At 67.5% G+C, this 18,108-nt stretch carries 22 protein-coding genes; 11 read left to right on the top strand and 11 right to left on the bottom strand.

The genetic code is table 11. From position 1 onward, the window contains the following. Nucleotides 1-3: 3 nt before the first annotated feature. The 4 genes from V4U86_RS16120 to V4U86_RS16135 form a co-directional block, all read right to left on the bottom strand. On the bottom strand, nucleotides 4-396 hold the full coding sequence (locus V4U86_RS16120) for a nuclear transport factor 2 family protein (protein WP_395306967.1): 393 nt from the start codon (nucleotides 394-396) through the stop codon (nucleotides 4-6). Between the two features lie 124 nt (nucleotides 397-520). After that, nucleotides 521-1,315 (bottom strand): hypothetical protein, encoded by a 795-nt coding sequence (locus tag V4U86_RS16125; RefSeq protein ID WP_395306968.1) that lies wholly within the window; start codon nucleotides 1,313-1,315, stop codon nucleotides 521-523. A gap of 59 nt (nucleotides 1,316-1,374) precedes the next feature. After that, nucleotides 1,375-2,190, bottom strand: coding sequence for an SDR family NAD(P)-dependent oxidoreductase (locus V4U86_RS16130; protein ID WP_395312076.1), 816 nt, complete (start codon nucleotides 2,188-2,190; stop codon nucleotides 1,375-1,377). An 84-nt stretch (nucleotides 2,191-2,274) separates the two neighbouring features. Beyond that, nucleotides 2,275-2,643, bottom strand: a complete 369-nt coding sequence (locus V4U86_RS16135; RefSeq protein ID WP_395306969.1) for a DUF952 domain-containing protein — start codon at nucleotides 2,641-2,643, stop codon at nucleotides 2,275-2,277. Nucleotides 2,644-2,778: 135 nt separating this feature from the next. On the opposite strand from V4U86_RS16135, the gene V4U86_RS16140 reads away from it, so the two are divergent. Then, nucleotides 2,779-2,970, top strand: coding sequence for a DUF7455 domain-containing protein (locus V4U86_RS16140; protein ID WP_395306970.1), 192 nt, complete (start codon nucleotides 2,779-2,781; stop codon nucleotides 2,968-2,970). 61 nt (nucleotides 2,971-3,031) lie between these two features. Continuing rightward, nucleotides 3,032-3,955: a YihY/virulence factor BrkB family protein gene (locus V4U86_RS16145; protein WP_395306971.1), complete on the top strand. Its 924-nt coding sequence runs from the start codon at nucleotides 3,032-3,034 to the stop codon at nucleotides 3,953-3,955. Here V4U86_RS16145 and V4U86_RS16150 read toward each other — a convergent pair. Next, nucleotides 3,945-4,181, bottom strand: coding sequence for a DUF3039 domain-containing protein (locus V4U86_RS16150; protein WP_395306972.1), 237 nt, complete (start codon nucleotides 4,179-4,181; stop codon nucleotides 3,945-3,947). The genes V4U86_RS16145 and V4U86_RS16150 overlap by 11 nt on opposite strands. Nucleotides 4,182-4,239: 58 nt before the next feature. Here V4U86_RS16150 and V4U86_RS16155 point away from each other — a divergent pair, with 58 nt between their 5' ends. The 3 genes from V4U86_RS16155 (at nucleotide 4,240) to V4U86_RS16165 (ending at nucleotide 6,608) form a co-directional block, all read left to right on the top strand. After that, nucleotides 4,240-4,653, top strand: a complete 414-nt coding sequence (locus V4U86_RS16155; protein WP_395306973.1) for a DUF3099 domain-containing protein — start codon at nucleotides 4,240-4,242, stop codon at nucleotides 4,651-4,653. 147 nt (nucleotides 4,654-4,800) lie between these two features. Beyond that, nucleotides 4,801-5,760 (top strand): sigma-70 family RNA polymerase sigma factor, encoded by a 960-nt coding sequence (locus V4U86_RS16160; RefSeq protein WP_087022366.1) that lies wholly within the window; start codon nucleotides 4,801-4,803, stop codon nucleotides 5,758-5,760. 143 nt (nucleotides 5,761-5,903) lie between these two features. Then, complete coding sequence (locus tag V4U86_RS16165; protein WP_395306974.1) at nucleotides 5,904-6,608, top strand: metal-dependent transcriptional regulator; 705 nt, start codon at nucleotides 5,904-5,906, stop codon at nucleotides 6,606-6,608. A 4-nt stretch (nucleotides 6,609-6,612) separates the two neighbouring features. Here the strand turns inward: V4U86_RS16165 and V4U86_RS16170 are convergent, their stop codons facing one another. From V4U86_RS16170 to V4U86_RS16180, 3 genes are all read right to left on the bottom strand, one after another. Then, nucleotides 6,613-7,665 (bottom strand): DUF4192 domain-containing protein, encoded by a 1,053-nt coding sequence (locus V4U86_RS16170; protein WP_395306975.1) that lies wholly within the window; start codon nucleotides 7,663-7,665, stop codon nucleotides 6,613-6,615. Between the two features lie 90 nt (nucleotides 7,666-7,755). Then, on the bottom strand, nucleotides 7,756-8,745 hold the full coding sequence (locus V4U86_RS16175; protein ID WP_395306976.1) for a hemolysin family protein: 990 nt from the start codon (nucleotides 8,743-8,745) through the stop codon (nucleotides 7,756-7,758). After that, nucleotides 8,742-10,085, bottom strand: coding sequence for a hemolysin family protein (locus V4U86_RS16180; protein ID WP_395306977.1), 1,344 nt, complete (start codon nucleotides 10,083-10,085; stop codon nucleotides 8,742-8,744). The genes V4U86_RS16175 and V4U86_RS16180 overlap by 4 nt, the downstream gene beginning before the upstream one ends. Before the next feature lie 171 nt (nucleotides 10,086-10,256). On the opposite strand from V4U86_RS16180, the gene sthA reads away from it, so the two are divergent. The 4 genes from sthA to V4U86_RS16200 all read left to right on the top strand — a co-directional run bounded on the left by sthA (nucleotide 10,257) and on the right by V4U86_RS16200 (nucleotide 14,554). Next, nucleotides 10,257-11,672, top strand: coding sequence for a Si-specific NAD(P)(+) transhydrogenase (gene sthA / locus V4U86_RS16185; RefSeq protein ID WP_395306978.1), 1,416 nt, complete (start codon nucleotides 10,257-10,259; stop codon nucleotides 11,670-11,672). Between the two features lie 99 nt (nucleotides 11,673-11,771). After that, nucleotides 11,772-12,764, top strand: coding sequence for a proteasome assembly chaperone family protein (locus V4U86_RS16190; RefSeq protein WP_395306979.1), 993 nt, complete (start codon nucleotides 11,772-11,774; stop codon nucleotides 12,762-12,764). Nucleotides 12,765-12,807: 43 nt separating this feature from the next. Beyond that, on the top strand, nucleotides 12,808-13,830 hold the full coding sequence (locus tag V4U86_RS16195; protein WP_395306980.1) for an alpha/beta fold hydrolase: 1,023 nt from the start codon (nucleotides 12,808-12,810) through the stop codon (nucleotides 13,828-13,830). 25 nt (nucleotides 13,831-13,855) lie between these two features. Beyond that, nucleotides 13,856-14,554, top strand: a complete 699-nt coding sequence (locus V4U86_RS16200; protein ID WP_395306981.1) for a PhzF family phenazine biosynthesis protein — start codon at nucleotides 13,856-13,858, stop codon at nucleotides 14,552-14,554. On the opposite strand, the gene nrdR is transcribed toward V4U86_RS16200, so the two are convergent. From nrdR to V4U86_RS16215, 3 genes are all read right to left on the bottom strand, one after another. Further along, a complete protein-coding gene (nrdR, locus tag V4U86_RS16205; protein ID WP_395306982.1) occupies nucleotides 14,551-15,012 on the bottom strand; it encodes a transcriptional regulator NrdR in 462 nt (153 codons plus the stop codon). The two genes, V4U86_RS16200 and nrdR, sit on opposite strands and share 4 nt — an antisense overlap. Before the next feature lie 62 nt (nucleotides 15,013-15,074). Beyond that, on the bottom strand, nucleotides 15,075-15,560 hold the full coding sequence (locus V4U86_RS16210; RefSeq protein ID WP_395306983.1) for a LysM peptidoglycan-binding domain-containing protein: 486 nt from the start codon (nucleotides 15,558-15,560) through the stop codon (nucleotides 15,075-15,077). A gap of 158 nt (nucleotides 15,561-15,718) precedes the next feature. After that, on the bottom strand, nucleotides 15,719-16,285 hold the full coding sequence (locus V4U86_RS16215; protein ID WP_395306984.1) for a TetR/AcrR family transcriptional regulator: 567 nt from the start codon (nucleotides 16,283-16,285) through the stop codon (nucleotides 15,719-15,721). A 144-nt stretch (nucleotides 16,286-16,429) separates the two neighbouring features. On the opposite strand from V4U86_RS16215, the gene V4U86_RS16220 reads away from it, so the two are divergent. Together V4U86_RS16220 and lexA are read left to right on the top strand one after the other, a co-directional pair. After that, nucleotides 16,430-17,383, top strand: a complete 954-nt coding sequence (locus tag V4U86_RS16220; protein WP_395306985.1) for an oxygenase MpaB family protein — start codon at nucleotides 16,430-16,432, stop codon at nucleotides 17,381-17,383. A 32-nt stretch (nucleotides 17,384-17,415) separates the two neighbouring features. After that, the gene (lexA, locus tag V4U86_RS16225) at nucleotides 17,416-18,105 is read left to right on the top strand and encodes a transcriptional repressor LexA (RefSeq protein WP_395306986.1); all 690 of its coding nucleotides are present in this window, start codon (nucleotides 17,416-17,418) and stop codon (nucleotides 18,103-18,105) included. Nucleotides 18,106-18,108 lie beyond the last annotated feature (3 nt).

Consider the following 18,108-nt stretch of genomic DNA (forward strand, 5'->3'; position numbering starts at 1 on the left):
CGGTCAGTGCGCCGCGCGCTGCTTGGTGCCGTAGATACGCTCCATCAGGGCGGTGTCGGTGTGGATCTCCACCCGCGTCGTCTTGCCGTCGCGGACGGTGAAGACATCGGCGTTGCTGCCCTTCTCCTCGCCGACCGTGACGTCGGTGAGCGCCACGACCATGTCACCGTCGGCCAGTAGCCGGTTGAGCTTCACCGTCGGGTTCTTCTCGCCCAGGTTGGCCAGGTACTGGGCCACCTCACCCTTGCCGTGGTAGGTGCCGCTGATCGAGCTGTTCCCCGGCTGCACCCATTCGACGTTGTCGTCGAACAGGGCCATGACCGCCTCCACGTCGCCGCTGGAAAACGCCTCGTAACCCTTCCTGATCACTTCCATGTTGTCCTGCTGCTCAGACATCTCCCCGCTCCCTCCGAGCCGATCCCTAACCCCACCCCAGATCGGAATCTACGCCCGCGAAATAGCCTCTGTACAGGCACGATGCCCCCGACGCTTGCCGAGGAAAGTAGTGCCGGAATTCTGGCTAATGCTTGACGCGGCGCTCCCGGAGTTTGTAGCTCATCGGCCAGGATTCTCGCGACTCGTCGCCGGTCAGCGGCACCCCCTGGCTACCTAGCTTGACGTCATAGGCCTCTAGATCGGGGCCGGCCTCCCGCTCGGCGCGCTCGCGGGCCAGGTAGTAGAGCTGGTCGATCTCCAGCTCCTTGAACGCGACGAATGTCGACCGGCGGACGGTGTGTGGGCTGGTGGCCTCGGCGACCATCCGCTCGGTCAACACCCGACCGCCCAGCACCGCGGCGCCGAGGAGCACGAAGGGCACCACCCAGTAGCAGACGAACGACAGCGGGGTCCTGGTGTCCAGGATCGAGGCGTCCGCCTGCACGATCGGCGGGATGGCCGCAGACACCGTCATCCCGGCGAAGGCGGCCACCCAGATCCAGGTCACCAGCGTGGTGATGCGGCCGAACAGTTCGCTCTTGATCACCTCGGGTGACTGGTCGGCCTCGGCGAACTCCCGTACGAACGGGCGGCCGGCCAGCAAACCGATCAGTGCGACCAGGAAGATGCCCAGGCTGCTCAACGGCTGGATCCAGCGCTCCATGAACTCCTGGTCGAGGGTGAACGTCAGGACCGCGAGCACCGCGAAGGTGGCGATGGCACCGATCTCCAGCGTGCGGCCGGCACTGCCCCGGACCCGCCCGATCGTGTACGTCGCCACCGCGACGGCCAGTGCCACCAGCACGGCGGTGCTGAAGGGAACGTTCCCGACCAGCACCCAGTACACGATCCACGGCGCGAAGCCGGACAGTATCGACATGGTTCGTCAGTTTACGAAACGCACGGCATTTGTCACGCCGCTTTGCCGCTCGCGGAAGCTCAGCGCAACACGACGGTGCTGGGTTCCCTTGGCGATCCGAGCATTTCGCGATGCGACGGGGGCCTACGCCCGCCCTCGTCGGTGAGGTCGTAGCGGGCGGCCAGTTCGGCGCCGATCACACTGCGGCCGCTGAGCTCGTCGCGCTGCGGGTCGCCGAACAACGCATCGATGAGATGGCCGGTGAACTCCGGGGTCTCGGCGTGCGCGGCCGTCGCCGCCAGCGCATCCGGGTTCCCGGCGAACGCCGCGCGCAGCCGTTCGGTCAGCAGGATACCCATCCAGATCGACACACAGGCCACCCCGGTGCCGGAGAAGTCGACGGCCATGTCCGCGGCCATCTTGTCGATCCCGGCCTTCTGGGCGCCGTAGGCCGGCCCGTGCATGTAGCAGACCGAACCCGGCGAGGAGGTGAACGCGATCAGCCCGCCGCCACGGGCGGTCAGCAGCGGCGCCGCATGCCAGGACGCCACGTAGGCCGAGCGCAGTCCGACGTCGAGCACGTCGGCCAGCCCGAGCGGCTTCTCCCAGAACGGTTGGGCGCCGGTCAGTTCGTCGTGGATCACCGCCGCGTTGTTCACCAACAGGTCCAGGCCGGAGCCGTCCGCGTCGACTCGGGCGAACAAATCGGCCACGGCCGCATCGTCGGCGTGGTCGACGGTGACCGCGATGCCCTCACCACCGCCGGCGCTGACCAGATCGGCGGTACCGGCCTCGGCGACGGACCGGCCGGTGACATACACCCGCCACCCGTGTGCGCCCAGGGCGGCGGCGATGCCACGTCCCGCGCCGCGGCTGGCGCCGGTGACCACGGCCACCCGTGCAGAAGGTCTCACTCCCCCAACCTACGTCCTCGCCCGCCCCGTCTACGATGGCGGCGTGGAATTGGAGGCGGCCGTTGACTATTCGTCCGATGGCGGCAACTCAGCGAATGAGCCGTCGGCGGCGGGCAGATAACGGGTGACACTTGTCACAGCGCCAGTGGGCAACGGGCCGTACAGATGTGGGAACAGCATCGACTCCGGATCGGTCGGCACACCGAGTTCCCAGCGAACGGGATCGACGAGCCGGGCCGGGTCGATGCCGAGCAGAACAAGATCGGTGCGCCCGGCGTACAGCCGGTTGGCGGGCAGATGCACCTGCTCAGGGGACGAAAGATGGATGAACCCGACTTCGGCCAGGGACGGCGGCCGGTACTCGGCGGTCGACGATGCGCGCTGCCATTCGTCTTCGGCGCACAGGTGCACCAGGACTCCAGATGGGGTACTCATGCCGTCCAGGCTGCCCGCCCGGTAACGACGACGGAGTGAGACACGACACACCGGTGTACACCAGGGGAACAAGGCCAGAACCCAAAACGTCTGACACAGTAGACATACGCACCAAAGCTGAACGGAGGATGTGCCGTGAACGCAACTCTGACCAGTCCGGAACTGACCCGGGCCGATCGCTGCGACCGCTGTGGTGCCGCCGCGCGTGTACGCGCGAAGCTACCGTCGGGCGCGGAACTGTTGTTCTGCCAGCACCATGCCAACGAACACGAAGCCAAGCTGATCGAGCTGGCGGCCGTGATCGAGGTCAGCGCAGCCGACGCGTAACGACCCGCCCGCTCGGTGATTACGGGCGGCGGGGTCGATCGTCGGGAATGCTGGACGGGTGATGACCGACCAGACCCCGGCGAAGCCATCACGTCACCACGTCTGGCCGATCACCAAGCGCACTCTCGGCAAAGCTTGGGACGACTCCATCTTCTCGGAGTCGGCCCAAGCTGCGTTTTGGTGCGCGCTGTCGTTGCCCCCGCTGCTGCTGGGCATGCTCGGCAGTCTGGCCTACTTGGCGCCGCTGTTCGGGCCGGACACGTTGCCGACGATCGAGAACCAACTCATCAGCACCTCGGAGCGGTTCTTCTCGCAGAACGTCGTCAACGAGATCATCGCCCCGACCATCTACGACATCGTGCGGGCGGCCCGCGGTGAGGTGGTGTCGCTGGGCTTCGTGATCTCGCTGTGGGCCGGGTCCTCGGCGGTGTCGGCATTCGTGGACTCGGTCGTTGAGGCCCATGACCAGACCCCGCTGCGCCACCCGGTGCGGCAGCGGTTCTTCGCGCTCGGGCTGTACGTGATCATGCTGGTGTGCGCGGTGGTGACGGCGCCGTTCATCGCACTGGGCCCGCGCAAGATCGCCGAATACATCCCGGACAGCTGGTTCCACGTCCTACAGAACGGCTACTACCCGGTGCTGGTCATCGCGCTGATCCTGGTGGTCACGATCCTCTACCGGGTGTCGCTACCCGAACCGCTGCCCACCCACCGACTGGTGGTGGGCGCGGTCCTGGCGACGGCGGTGTTCCTGATCGCGACGTTCAGCCTGCGCTTCTATCTGTCCTGGATCACCGCGACCGGCTATACCTACGGCGCGCTGGCGACGCCGATCGCGTTCCTGCTCTTCGCATTCCTGGCCGGCTTCGCGGTGATGATCGGGGCCGAACTCAACGCCGCGATCCAGGAGGAATGGCCCGCCCCGGACACCCACGCCCGGCGGGTGCGCGCATGGATCTCCGGAAAGCGAACCCCTACTTCTTGAGCGACTCGTAGATCCGTTTGCAGTCCGGGCACACCGGGGAGCCGGGCTTGGCTGCCTTGGTCACCGGGAAGACCTCACCGCACAGTGCGACCACATGGTTTCCCATGACCGCGCTCTCGGCGATCTTGTCCTTCTTCACGTAGTGAAAGACCTTGGGGGCGTCGTCACCGGTCCCGTCGTCGACGCGTTCGTCGGTGTCGGGCCGCTCGATGGTCTGGGTCTGCATTGGTCCATTGTGCCCGAGATCGATTGGGCCGGATACCGGACGCCACACCGGGGCGAAGATGTGGAACAGTGGAGTTATGAAACACGGCCCCGAGCTGAGTTTCGACGACGAAGGTCGGCCGGTCCTCATCACACGCGCTGCTCTCCCCCAGGACGAGCAGCACCGCGAGCGGGTACGCAAATACCTGACTCTGATGGCGTTCCGGATTCCCGCGCTCGTCCTCGCTGCCGTCGCCTACGGGGTCTGGCAGAACGGTCTGATCTCGCTGGCGATCATCCTGGTCTCCATCCCGCTGCCCTGGATCGCGGTCCTCATCGCCAACGACCGTCCGCCGCGCAGCGCCACCGAACCTCGCCGCTACGACGCCGCCCATCGGCGCGCGCCGCTCTTCCCCACCGCCGAACGCCCGGCCCTGCAGCCCCCGGTACGCCCGACCCCGCACGCCGGCGGCGAACCCGGCGTTCCCGACTGAGCTCCCTCTTTCGGACTTCTCAGCACATTCTCAGGTCTGCGGTTTGAAACTGCAGGTCAGGTGGTATGCCACTGGGACGTGACGGGAACTCTGAGGCCCCCCTCGGCGTTGTACGTCATGACAGTTCAACCGAGCAGGAGGCCGTAAATGGCGATCGCCACCGCAAGCCGCTTCGATTCCGATCTGGACGCCCAGAGCCCAGCTGCCGACCTCGTCCGCGTGTATCTCAACGGCATCGGTAAGACCGCGCTGCTGACGGCTGCCGACGAAGTCGAGCTCGCCAAGCGCATCGAGGCCGGCCTGTACGCCCAGCATCTGCTGAACACGAAGAAACGTCTCGGAGACGCCCGCAAGCGCGACCTCGCCGCCGTCGTACGCGACGGCGATGCGGCCCGCCGGCACCTGCTGGAGGCCAACCTGCGTCTGGTGGTGTCGCTGGCGAAGCGCTACACCGGTCGCGGGATGCCGCTGCTGGACCTGATCCAGGAGGGCAACCTCGGGCTCATCCGCGCCATGGAGAAGTTCGACTACGCCAAGGGATTCAAGTTCTCGACCTATGCCACCTGGTGGATCCGGCAGGCCATCACCCGCGGCATGGCCGACCAGAGCCGCACCATCCGGCTGCCCGTGCACCTCGTCGAGCAGGTCAACAAGCTCGCCCGGATCAAGCGTGAGATGCACCAGAACCTGGGCCGCGAGGCCACCGACGAGGAACTCGCCGAAGAGTCCGGCATCCCCGCCGAGAAGATCGCCGACCTGCTGGAGCACAGCCGCGATCCGGTGAGCCTGGACATGCCGGTCGGCAGCGACGAAGAGGCCCCGCTGGGTGACTTCATCGAGGACTCCGAGGCGATGTCCGCGGAGAACGCGGTCATCTCCGAGTTGCTGCACACCGACATCCGCTACGTGCTGGCCACGCTCGACGAGCGTGAGCAGCAGGTGATCCGGCTGCGGTTCGGGCTCGACGACGGTCAGCCGCGCACCCTCGATCAGATCGGCAAGCTGTTCGGGTTGTCCCGCGAGCGGGTCCGCCAGATCGAGCGCGAGGTGATGTCCAAGCTGCGCAATGGAGACCGCGCCGAGCGGTTGCGCTCCTACGCCAGCTAGCCGTACCAGCCAAAACTCGCACCACCGGTGATGCCCGTCGCGACCAGCGGCGGGCATCACATCGTCACGGGGATGTTGAGCCCCTGTTCAGGGTGCCAGACAGCTAGACTCGGAGACTGACAGCAGGGCCTGGAAGGTAGGGCATGAACGATCTCATCGACACCACCGAGATGTACCTGCGGACCATCTACGACCTCGAGGAAGAGGGAGTGGTGCCGCTGCGTGCACGGATCGCCGAACGGCTCGAGCAGAGCGGTCCGACGGTCAGCCAGACCGTGTCCCGGATGGAGCGGGACGGCCTGCTGCACGTCGCGGGCGACCGTCATCTCGAACTCACCGAGAAGGGCCGTTATCTCGCGGTCTCGGTGATGCGCAAACACCGCCTCGCAGAGCGGCTGCTGGTCGACGTGATCGGCCTGCCCTGGGAGGAAGTCCACGCCGAGGCCTGCCGCTGGGAGCACGTCATGAGCGAGGACGTCGAGCGCCGCCTCGTGCAGGTGCTGGACAACCCCACCACCTCCCCGTTCGGCAACCCGATCCCGGGACTGTCCGAACTCGGCTTCGGCGGCGCCGGCCACGGCGAGGACGCCAACCTGGTACGGCTCACCGAACTGCCGGCCGGTTCCCCGGTCGCGGTGGTGGTGCGCCAGCTCACCGAGCACGTCCAGGGCGACGTCGAGCTGATCGGCCGGCTCAAGGAAGCCGGTGTGGTGCCCAATGCGCGCGTCACCGTCCAGGTCAGCGATGAGCACAGCGACCAGGGCGGCGTGCTCATCCTGATGCCGGGCCATCAGGACGTCGAACTGCCGCACCACATGGCGCACGCGGTCAAGGTCGAGAAGGTCTAGTCCCTCAACCGGCGCGCTGCCCGAACGCGAGCCGGGGCGGTAACCGGACACCGAGTTTTTCCGCGGTCCGGTAGCCCGACAGCGCCATCCCGCGGATCTGCTCCGGGCGCATCCCCGACTGCAAGGCGCTGTCCAGCATCGCCGCCATCCGGTGCCGCGGATCGAGCTGCAGGGCCGCCTCCAGGGCGATACCCGCCAACGGCCCGTCACCGCGCGCATAGGCGGAAAAGGCCAGCAGGGACAACGCATCCGGGCGCGCCCGGTCCGGCAGCACCCGCGCCATCTGCGCCCACAGTTCCTCGGCTTCGGCCGCCGCACCGCCGACCGCCAACGCGTAGAGGATGTCCCGGACCCGCGGGTCACTCAGGGCGCAGGCCAGCGCCACCAGTTCGGCGTCGGCCGGCTCCGTGCCACCGGCCAGCCGGGCCGCGACCAGCATCGCCAGCTGCGCCGTCTCGCGGACCTGCGCCGCACTCGGCTCGCGGATGCGGCGCGCGGCGATGGCCTCCGCCAACCGGGCGCTGCGGTCGGCGTCGGCGACCGCGATGACATCCAGCAGTTCGGCCCGGCGCCGATACAGGCGCCGGCCGTCGAGCACCGCGGCAGCGGCCAGCGGGGAGGCCGCCGGATCGTCGACGACGCCGTTGGCCCCGCAGCCGTCCGCGCAGAACCAGCGCCCGCCCGCGGCCACCCGGTCCACCACCAGGACGGCGAACAGATCCACCCCCTCCCCCGCGAGCGACCGGGACAACGCATCGGCCAACTCGAGGTGATCGGTACCGCAGGCGTCGCACTCGGAGCCGAACTCGTCGATGATCACCGCGATCGCGCCCTCCGGCGCGGAGGCACCGACCACCTCGGCCAGATGATCGGTGTTCTCGGCCAGGCCCGCGGACAGGTCCACCCGCATCACGGCACCCAACTCCGCCCCGGATCCGAGGGAGTCGAGGGTCACCACCGCCAGCGAATGTTCCGGGACGAAGCCGAGCACGGCGGGCAGCGCCGCGATCAGGGAGGCGGGTCGACCGATGTCGAGGCCGCGAGGTTGTGTTGTCATGCCTCCGACGGTGGCAGTCGGCACCGTCAGCGCGGCTCCGTCGATGCAGCGCTCCCGCCGCGATGTGGATCGATCGCCGATTGTGGAAACTCAGCCGGTCGGCAGCAACCGGGACAGCACATCGGCCAGGGTGATCAACCCCAGCACCCGTGCGCCGTCGGTGACCACGACCAGATGGCTCCTGGTCTCCCGCATCGTCCGCAGCGCCGCATAAACCGGTGTCTCGGCGGCCAGCTTCAACGCGGGCCGCATCAGATCGGCGGCGGTGGCGCCGGCCGGTGCGTTCACGGTGTCCCGCACGTGCACCACACCGTCGTCGGCCACCAGCAGGCGCAGGTGGCCGGTCGCCCGTGATTCGGACTGGATCTGGGCGAGCGTCGCCCGGGGCGGCACGCTGCTCGGGGTGGCGTCCGCACGCACCATGTCCCCGATCGTCAGCGCCTGCAGCTCCAGCGCGCTGACCAGGTGCCCGTGATAGCGCTCGTCGAGCGTGCCGACGGTCGCGGAATGCTCCACCAGATGGCGCAGTGCGTCGGGATCCTGGCCGGTCGCGACCTGATCGACCGGCTCGACGCCGACCTTGCGCAAGCACCAGTTGGCCAACTGGTTCAGGGCCGCGATCAGCGGACGGGTCACCCACATGAACGCCCGCATCGGGATCGCCAGCATGGTCGCCGACCGCTCCGGATGCGCGATGGCCCACGACTTCGGGGCCATCTCGCCGACCACCAGGTGCAGGAAGGTGACGATGATCAAGGCCAGCACGAACCCGCCGGCGTCGGCCAGCCAGGCCGGTGCTCCCCAGCCGGCGATCGCCGGGGTGAGCCAGTGATGCACAGCGGGCTTGGTCACCGCGCCCAGAGCCAGCGTGCACACGGTGATGCCGAGTTGCGATCCGGCCAGCAGCACCGACAGTTCCGAGGCCGAACGCAGCGCAGCGCGTGCGGAGCGGCTGCGCGGCGCCGCGTCCTCCAGGCGGTGGCGCCGGGCGGCGATGAGCGCGAACTCCACCGCGACGAAGAACGCGCTCGCTCCGATCAACACCACGGTCACGAGTGCGACCACCCACGGGTTGCTCATCGCAGGTCCACCAGAATGCTTGCCGGAACGTGCTTCTCGATGCTGCGCACGGTCGCATTCAGAGTCCGCCCGGCGGGCGGATCCTCGGCGACGAGGTCCGCGGGATCGACCCCGAGATCCACGGTGATGCTGTCGCCGACGCCGGGTAACCCGCCGAACTCGGCGATGACCAGTCCGGCCAACGTTTCGTAATCCCCCTCCGGGAGGTCGTGGCCGATCACTCGGCCGAGTTCGTCCAGGGCGACGTCACCGCGGACCAGCCAGCCCTGATCGGTGGTCACGACATCGGTGCCCGTGCCGTCGGCGTCGTGCTCGTCATCTATCTCGCCGACCAGTTCTTCGGCCAGATCCTCCATCGTGAGCACGCCGGCGAATCCGCCGTATTCGTCGATCACCAAAGCCATCTCGTCGTCGGCGTCGGTCAGCGCCCGCAGCGCCGCCGGCAACGGCAGCGTCTCGGGCACGATCACCGCCGGGCGGCATCGCGACCCCGCGGTGACCGCCGGGTCCGTCTCGCCCAGCAGGTCGTGCAGGTGCACCACCCCGAGCACCTCATCGGGCCCCGCACCCAGGACCGGGTACCGGGTGTGGCCGGTGGCCATCTTGTCCAGCACCTCGCGCACCGGATCGTCGGCTGCCACCACGTCGACCCGGGCACGCGGGATCATCGCGTGCTCGGCATCGCGGGTCGGGAAGTCGAGGATGCGGTCCAACAGGGTGGACAGATCCTCGGGCAGCTCCCCCGTCTCGCGCGAATCGGCGACGATGTGCTCCAGGTCGCGCACCGTCGCCGAGTGCTCGACATCGTGCACCGGTTCGATGCGCAGCGCGCGCAGCAGCAGGTTCGACGAGGCATCGAAAAGCTTGATCAGCCAACCGAATACCGCCAGATACGCGGTGGTGGACCAGGCCAGTTTGTCTGCGACGGCCTCCGGACGGGCGATGGCGAGGTTCTTCGGGAAGAGCTCACCGAAGACCATCTGCACCACGGTGGAGAACACCACCGCGAGCACGGTGCCGATCGCGACGCCGACGGCGATCGGCACGCCGACGCCACCGAGCAGTTCGCCGAAGCCCGCACCGATCAACGGCTCGGCGACGTAACCGACCAGCAGCCCGGTCACGGTGATCCCGAGTTGCGCACCGGAGAGCATGAACGAGGTCCGTCGGGTGACGGCCAGTGCGCGGGCCGCGCCCGCGTCGCCGGCCTCGGCGCGCGCCTTCAGCCGGGACCGGTCCACCGCCATGAAGGCGAATTCCTGAGCGACGAAGTAGCCGGTCAGCGCCGTGATGGCGCACACCACCAGGATTCCGGCCAGGATCCCCAGCGCGGTCAGCATGGCGCGCTACCGTGCGCTCGTCGGGGTTTTCGGGGCTTTCGAGGTTTTCGCTTCGAGCGTCTCATCAACGGTAAATACGAACGGGCCGACGTCGAAGTTCCCGGAATTTGTTCACATGCATTTTGCCGTCCTCGACATGCGGACCGGCACCGTCCGGCGTTGACTCCAATGATGGATTCCTCGCAGGAGTACGACCTCGTCGTCATCGGATCCGGCCCCGGCGGGCAGAAGGCCGCCATCGCGGCCGCCAAGCTCGGCAAGTCCGTCGCCGTGGTGGAACGCGGGCGGATGCTCGGCGGGGTGTGCGTCAACACCGGCACCATCCCGAGCAAGACGCTGCGTGAGGCCGTCGTCTACCTCACCGGCATGAGCCAACGCGAGCTCTACGGTGCCAGTTACCGGGTCAAGGAGAAGATCACCCCGGCCGACCTGCTGGCCAGGACTTCACATGTCATCGGCAGGGAGATCGACGTCGTGCGCTCGCAGCTGATGCGCAACCGGGTCGAGCTCTACGTCGGGCACGCGCGGTTCATCGACCCGCACACCGTGCACGTGGAGGATCCCGGGCGGGCCGAACGGGTCACCGTCAGCGGGCGCCACATCGTCATCGCCACCGGCACCAAGCCCGCCCGGCCCGGCGGGGTGGAGTTCGACGAGAACCGGGTCCTGGACTCCGACGGCATCCTCGACCTGAAGACCATCCCGACCTCGATGGTCGTGGTCGGGGCCGGGGTGATCGGCATCGAGTACGCATCGATGTTCGCCGCCCTGGGCACCAAGGTGACCGTCGTCGAGAAACGCGCCAACATGCTGGAGTTCTGCGATCCGGAGATCATCGAGTCGCTGAAGTTCCATCTCCGAGACCTCGCCGTCACGTTCCGGTTCGGCGAGGAGGTCACCGCCGTCGACGTCGGTGGCTCCGGCACGGTGACCACGCTGGCCAGCGGTAAGCAGATCCCAGCCGAGACGGTGATGTACTCGGCCGGCCGACAGGGTCAGACCGATCACCTCGACCTGGGCAAGGCCGGACTGGAGGCCGACAACCGGGGCCGGATCTTCGTGGACGACAACTATCAGACCAAGGTCGACCACATCTATGCCGTCGGCGACGTCATCGGGTTCCCGGCCCTGGCGGCGACGTCGATGGATCAGGGCCGGCTGGCCGCGTACCACGCCTTCGGCGAGCCCTGCCATGCGATGACCGAACTCCAGCCCATCGGGATCTACTCGATTCCGGAGGTGTCCTATGTCGGGGCCACCGAGGTCGACCTCACCAGGGATTCGGTGCCCTATGAGGTCGGGGTGTCCCGGTACCGGGAGCTGGCCCGCGGCCAGATCGCCGGCGATTCCTACGGAATGCTGAAACTGCTGGTCTCCACCGAGGACCTGCGACTGCTCGGAGTGCACATCTTCGGCAGCAATGCCACCGAGATGGTGCACATCGGGCAGGCGGTGATGGGGTGTGGCGGCACGATCGAGTACCTCGTGGATGCGGTGTTCAACTACCCGACATTCTCGGAGGCCTACAAGGTGGCGGCGCTGGACGTGATGAACAAACTCCGCGCGCTCAGCCGATTCAGGAGCTGACGGGATTGCCGGTCATCTCACCGGTGTTGCACCGAAGCCGGGGGCCCGCAACGCGCGCCCGGCAAAGTGCGAGACACTAGTGAACAGGAGGTGAATTACATGGCCGATCACCAGGAGCAGCATTACCAGCCCGACCAGAACGGCATGTACGAGCTGGAGTTCCCTGCACCGCAGCTGTCCGCGACGGACGGGCGTGGACCCGTGATGATCCATGCCCTGGAGGGATTCTCCGACGCCGGTCACGCGATCCGGCTGGCGGCCCAGCACCTGAAGGACACCCTCGACACCGAGTTGGTGGCCTCGTTCGCCATCGACGAACTGCTCGACTACCGCTCCCGCCGTCCCATGATGACGTTCAAGACCGACCACTTCAGCAGCTATGACCAGCCCGAGCTGAACCTGTACGCGCTGCACGACAGCGTCGGCACCCCGTTCCTGCTGTTGGCCGGACTGGAACCCGACCTGCGCTGGGAGCGTTTCGTGACCGCGGTGCGGCTGCTGGCCGAACGGCTCGGGGTGCGCCAGGTGATCGGGCTCGGCACCATCCCGATGGCGGTGCCGCACACCCGGCCGGTCACCCTGACCGCGCACTCGGCCAACTCCGAGCTGATCGCCGAGTACACCCCGTGGGTCGGCGAGGTCCAGGTGCCGGCCAGCGTGTCGAGCCTGCTGGAGTTCCGGATGAGCCAGCACGGCCACGATGCGATCGGGTTCACCGTGCACGTGCCGCACTACCTGGCGCAGACCGCTTATCCGCCGGCGGCGGAGACCCTGCTGGCCGAGGCGGCCAGAGCCGGTTCCCTGCAGATCCCGCTGACCGCGCTGGGTGAGGCGGCGGCCGAGGTGCACACCAAGATCAACGAGCAGGTCGAGGCGAGCGCCGAGGTCGCTCAGGTGGTGACCGCCCTGGAGCGTCAGTACGATGCGTTCGTCGCCGCACAGGAGAATCGCTCGTTGCTCGCCCGGGACGAGGAACTGCCCAGCGGTGACGAACTGGGCGCGGAATTCGAGCGTTTCCTCGCCCAGCAGGCGGACGGCAAGTTCGGCGAGGGCTTCGGCGACGGTTTCTCCGACGGCGGAGAAACGCCCTGATCTGCGGTGCTGACCGCCGACCGATGGCGAGGAACGGCGGGACATGACTGAGCGCAAAACCAACCTGCGCAGCGTGCCGGAGATCTCTCCCACGCTGCAGTTCCGCACCATCCACGGGTACCGGCGCGCCTACCGGATCGCGGGTTCGGGTCCGGCGATCCTGCTGATCCACGGTATCGGCGACAACTCGACGACCTGGCACACGGTGCAGACCATGCTGGCGAAGCGGTTCACCGTGATCGCGCCGGACCTGTTGGGGCACGGTCAATCCGACAAACCGCGTGCGGATTACTCGGTGGCGGCCTACGCCAACGGCATGCGGGATCTGTTGAGCGTGCTGGACATCGACCGGGTCACGGTGGTCGGGCATTCGCTGGGCGGCGGCGTCGCGATGCAGTTCGCCTACCAGTTCCCGCAGCTCGTCGACCGGTTGGTGCTCGTCGGCGCCGGCGGCGTCACCAAGGACGTCAACGTGGCGCTGCGGATCGCCGCGCTGCCGATGGCCACCGAGGCGCTCGCCCTGCTGCGGCTACCGCTGGTGCTGCCCGCGCTGCAGGCGGCCGAACGCATCGGCGGCGCGCTGCTCGGGTCGACCGGCCTGGGCCGCGATCTGCCCGACGTGCTGCGCGTGCTGTCCGATCTGCCCGAACCGACCGCGTCGTCCGCGTTCGCCCGGACCTTGCGTGCGGTGGTGGACTGGCGCGGGCAGGTGGTCACCATGCTGGACCGATGTTATTTGACCGAATCCGTTCCGGTTCAGCTGATCTGGGGCACCCACGACTCGGTCATCCCGGTCAGCCACGCCTGGCTGGCGCATTCCGCCATGCCGGGCTCGGCGCTCGAAATCTTCGACGGCTCCGGACATTTCCCGTTCCATGACGATCCGGATCGGTTCGTCGCGGTGGTACAACATTTCATCGACACCACGATGCCGGCCGAGTACGACCACGAACTGCTGCGCGACCTGCTGCGTACCGGTATCACCGAACGGGCCATCACCGGCTCGCTGAACACCCGGGTCGCGGTACTCGACGCGATGGAAGCCGACGAACGCAGCGCCACCTGAGACGTCACGGACATACCATCGAGGTATGGCCGTCGATGTGACCGTTCTGCGGGTGTTCACCAATTCTCACGGTGAGTTCGGTAATCCACTCGGCGTGATCGACGCCGCGACGGTCGACCCCTCCGACCGGCAGCGCATCGCGGCCGAATTGGGTTACAGCGAAACCGTATTCGTCGATATCCCGGAGCCGGGCGCAGCGAGTGCCCATCTCCGGATCTACACCCCGGCCACCGAGATCCCGTTCGCCGGGCACCCGACGGTCGGCACCGCATGGTGGCTCAAACAGCGGGGTACGCCGGTGCGGACACTGCAGGTCCCGGCCGGACTCGTGCAGGTGAACTATCTGTCCGAGGCCGATGGCGAGTTGACCACGATCAGGGCACGCTCCGACTGGGCCCCCGAGCTGATGATCTACGACCTGAACTCGCCCGACGACGTCCTCGCCGCGGATCCGTCCGATTACGCCGACGACGCCCAGCATTACGTGTGGGCCTGGATGGACCGCGACCGCGGGGCGTTGCGGTCGCGGTCGTTCGCGCCGCAGCTAGGGATCATCGAGGACGAGGCCACCGGCTCGGCGGCGGTGCGGATGACCGATTATCTGAGCCGCGACCTGCACATCACGCAGGGCAAGGGTTCCGAGATCCGCACCTGGTGGGATCCGACGGGGTGGGTGAAGGTCGGAGGCCGTGTCGTGGAGGACACCGGCGTACGGCTGGGTTAACCGGATGAGGAGACGCGATGGGCGCGCAGCGCCTCGATCTCGCGCTCGAAATCATCAGCCGAGGTGAATGACCGGTACACCGAGGCGAACCTCAGGTATGCGACCTCGTCGAGATCGCGCAGGGGGCCGAGAATGGCCAGACCTACTTCATTACTGGGGATCTCCGGCGATCCGGCCGCACGCACCGCATCCTCGACCTGCTGGGCCAGGAGGTTCAGTGCGTCGTCATCGACCTGGCGGCCCTGGCATGCGCGCCGCACACCCCGGATGACTTTCTCTCTGCTGAACGGTTCGGTGACGCCGCTGCGTTTGACGACGGCGAGCACCGCAGTTTCCACCGTGGTGAACCTGCGCCCACATTCCGGGCACGACCGGCGGCGCCGGATCGCCTGACCCTCGTCTGCCTCACGGGAATCGACGACACGCGAGTCGGGATGGCGACAGAACGGACAGTGCATCACCGCTCCTTCGCCCCACCGCAGGTCAACCAACTCGAGTGTCTTCGAGCGTACCTGGGTGATCAACCGATCGGGGCAATGAGGGTCTGGCCGGCCTGCACGGTGCTGGTTTCGAGCTTGTTGAGTTCGCGGATACGCTCCACCACCGGCCCGGCCGGCACATCCGGTGCCACCCGCGCGGCGATGTGCTGCAGCGTCTCACCGGCTTCCACGTACACCACGGACAACCGGGTGGGCATCTGCACGGGTTCCTCGGTGGGACCGCCGAGCTGGGCGACCAGCCCGAGCCACAGGGTGAACCCGCCGGCCAGCAGCGCCAGCAGCACGGTGGCGACCGGGGTGATGGGCCGACGGCGGTGCGAGGCGCGCGACATCAGCACGCCGGTGCTGCGGTAGCCCAGCGGCGCCCCACCGGGGCGCCGGGACTGCACGCGCCGACGGCGAACCACCACGTCGCGGGGCAGCGGCCACACCTCGGGCACCGTCTCCGTCTGCCGGGGACGCGCATCGAACTGCCGGGCGCTGGTACGAGCTTCGAGAATGGTCATCGGACTGCTGCCTCTCGGTAGGGTCGGGCTGGGTCTCGCTTGGCGGCTTTCGCCTCTGTGTTCGAACGATAGTCGATCATGTGTTCGATGGATAGAACACGTGATCGAACTGTTGCCAAACGATAGACCGGACCACCGACAAGTAGTCCGTGCGCGAATCAGCCGGGGCGGCCCGCCAGCAGCCCACTGGATGCGAACTTCAGGCCGCTGCGCAGTTCTTCCAGGCTGATCGGGTCGTCGCTCTCGATATACCGCAGGGTCGTGGCAACGGCCATGTTGAAGAACAGCCAGGCCAGGGCGCGCGGACTCAGCTCGTTGCGGTACTGGTCGCGGTAGTGGCCCATGTGCAGGGTCGTCATCGCCAGCAGCGTCGCATTCAGCCCGGAGACGTTGTCGAAGGTGCGCACATGGTCGGGCCGCTGCGCCAGGTAGCGGATGAGTTTCCGGTTGGCGAGGGTGAACTCGATGAGGATGTCGATGGACGCCTGCATGGCCTCCTCGGGCTCGTGCATGGTCACCGACCGCAGCATGTCCTCGATGGCGGGCGCCTGCTCGGCCGCGAGCCGCTCGATGGCCGCGTCGATGATCTCCTCCTTGTTGGAGAAGTACTGGTAGATGGACCCCTTGCTGATGCCGGCCTGCTCGGCGATCGCATTCGTGGTCAGTCGATCCGGCTCGGTCCGGCGCAGCAGAAGCGCGGCCGTGGACACAATTTTTGCGACCATTTCCCTAGACCGCTCTTGCTGCGGCCGCTTTCTGGGCCCTGAACTGTGTTTATCTGTGGCCATGGAGGCCCCCTTACGCGACTTGAATGCGACCTTTCGGTCATATTAGCGTCGGGTCCTCAGCACGAGGAGGTGCGCGCAGCCATGACTGCCACAACGGATCTGCCCATCCAGGGGAACCACGACGGCGACGAGCGCGAGCTCGTCCCGATGGACTCGCTGACCGCCGAGCACACCGGGCGGTGGACGTTTCTCATCGTCGACGGCGCGGCCTTCATGATGCAGGCCATGCATCCGGTCATCGCGGAGGTGACCGGCCGCTACTCGGCGGCCTTCCACGGCGACGCCGGCGGCCGGGCGATCCGCTCGATCGACTCCGTGCTGCGCTGGACCTACGGCGGCACCGAGGCGCTCGCCGAGGGGGACCGCGTCCGGGCCCTGCACAAACCGCTCACCATGACCAGCGCCGCCACAGGCAAGCAGATCAGCGCGCTCAACACCGAGGCCTACCAGTGGGTGATCGCGACCGGCTACATCGTCACCGCACAGGGCGGGAAGTTGCTGATCGGCCGGGACTTCACCGATGCCGAGAAGGACGAACTACTCCGGGACAACCGGCGGTTGGCCCGTCTGCTCCACGTCCCGATGCGGGGATACCCGCGGACCCGGGTGGAAATGGACGCCTACTTCGAGGCCATGATCGACAAGCTGGAGGCCACCCCACAGGCCCTGCAACTGATCGAGGAGATGGTGACCGGGCAGGTCGACCTGCCGGCCTCGGTACCGGCGCCGCTGCGCCCCGCGGTACGGACGGCGTTGCGGCCCGCTCTGCGGTTCAACTACCTGTCCATCGTCGGACTGCTCGATCCGCGACTGCGCGCCAAGCTGGGGGTCGGCTGGAGCCGGCAGGAGGAGCTGCAACTCCAGCTCATCTACGCCGCGATCCGGACGGCGTACCGGGTGCTGCCGGACCGGCTCACCTACTTCCCGCTGGCCTATCACGCGCGCAAGCACCACGAGTGCCTGCAGAAGATGACGCAGCGGCAGCAGAAGTCGTTTGCCTACCACCTGCCCGACACGCCTCGAACACATGTTTGATTATCTGTCCGGCGGCGACTACATTCGGCGCCATGAGCGAGAGCACCGAACACCCTGAGGCACGCTCCAGTCTGACCGAGCGTCAGCGCACCATCCTGGAGGTCATCCGCACCTCCGTGACCGAGCGCGGCTACCCGCCGAGCATCCGCGAGATCGGCGATGCCGTCGGTCTCACCTCCACCTCGTCGGTGGCCCACCAACTGCGCACCCTGGAGCGCAAGGGCTACCTGCGCAGAGACCCGAACCGCCCACGCGCCGTGGATGTCCGCGGCGCGGACGACAACGTGGCCCCGAACAATGTGACCCCGATCGTGGCAACCGAGGTCGCGGGTTCCGACGCGCTGCCCGAGCCCACCTTCGTCCCGGTCCTGGGCCGGATCGCCGCCGGCGGGCCGATCCTGGCCGAACAGGCCGTCGAAGAGGTCTTCCCACTCCCCCGCGAGCTGGTCGGCGAGGGTTCCCTGTTCCTGCTGAAGGTCGTCGGCGAGTCGATGATCGATGCCGCGATCTGCGACGGCGACTGGGTTGTCATCCGGCAGCAGAACGTCGCGGAGAACGGCGACATGGTCGCCGCCATGATCGACGGCGAGGCCACCGTCAAGACCTTCAAGCGCACCAAGGGTCAGGTGTGGCTGATGCCGCACAATCCGGCGTTCGACCCGATCGACGGTAACGACGCCCAGGTGCTCGGCAAGGTCGTCACCGTCATCCGCAAGGTCTGACGG

The sequence above is a fragment of the Mycobacterium sp. AMU20-3851 genome (genome assembly GCF_043974665.1).
Lineage (GTDB): Bacteria > Actinomycetota > Actinomycetes > Mycobacteriales > Mycobacteriaceae > Mycobacterium.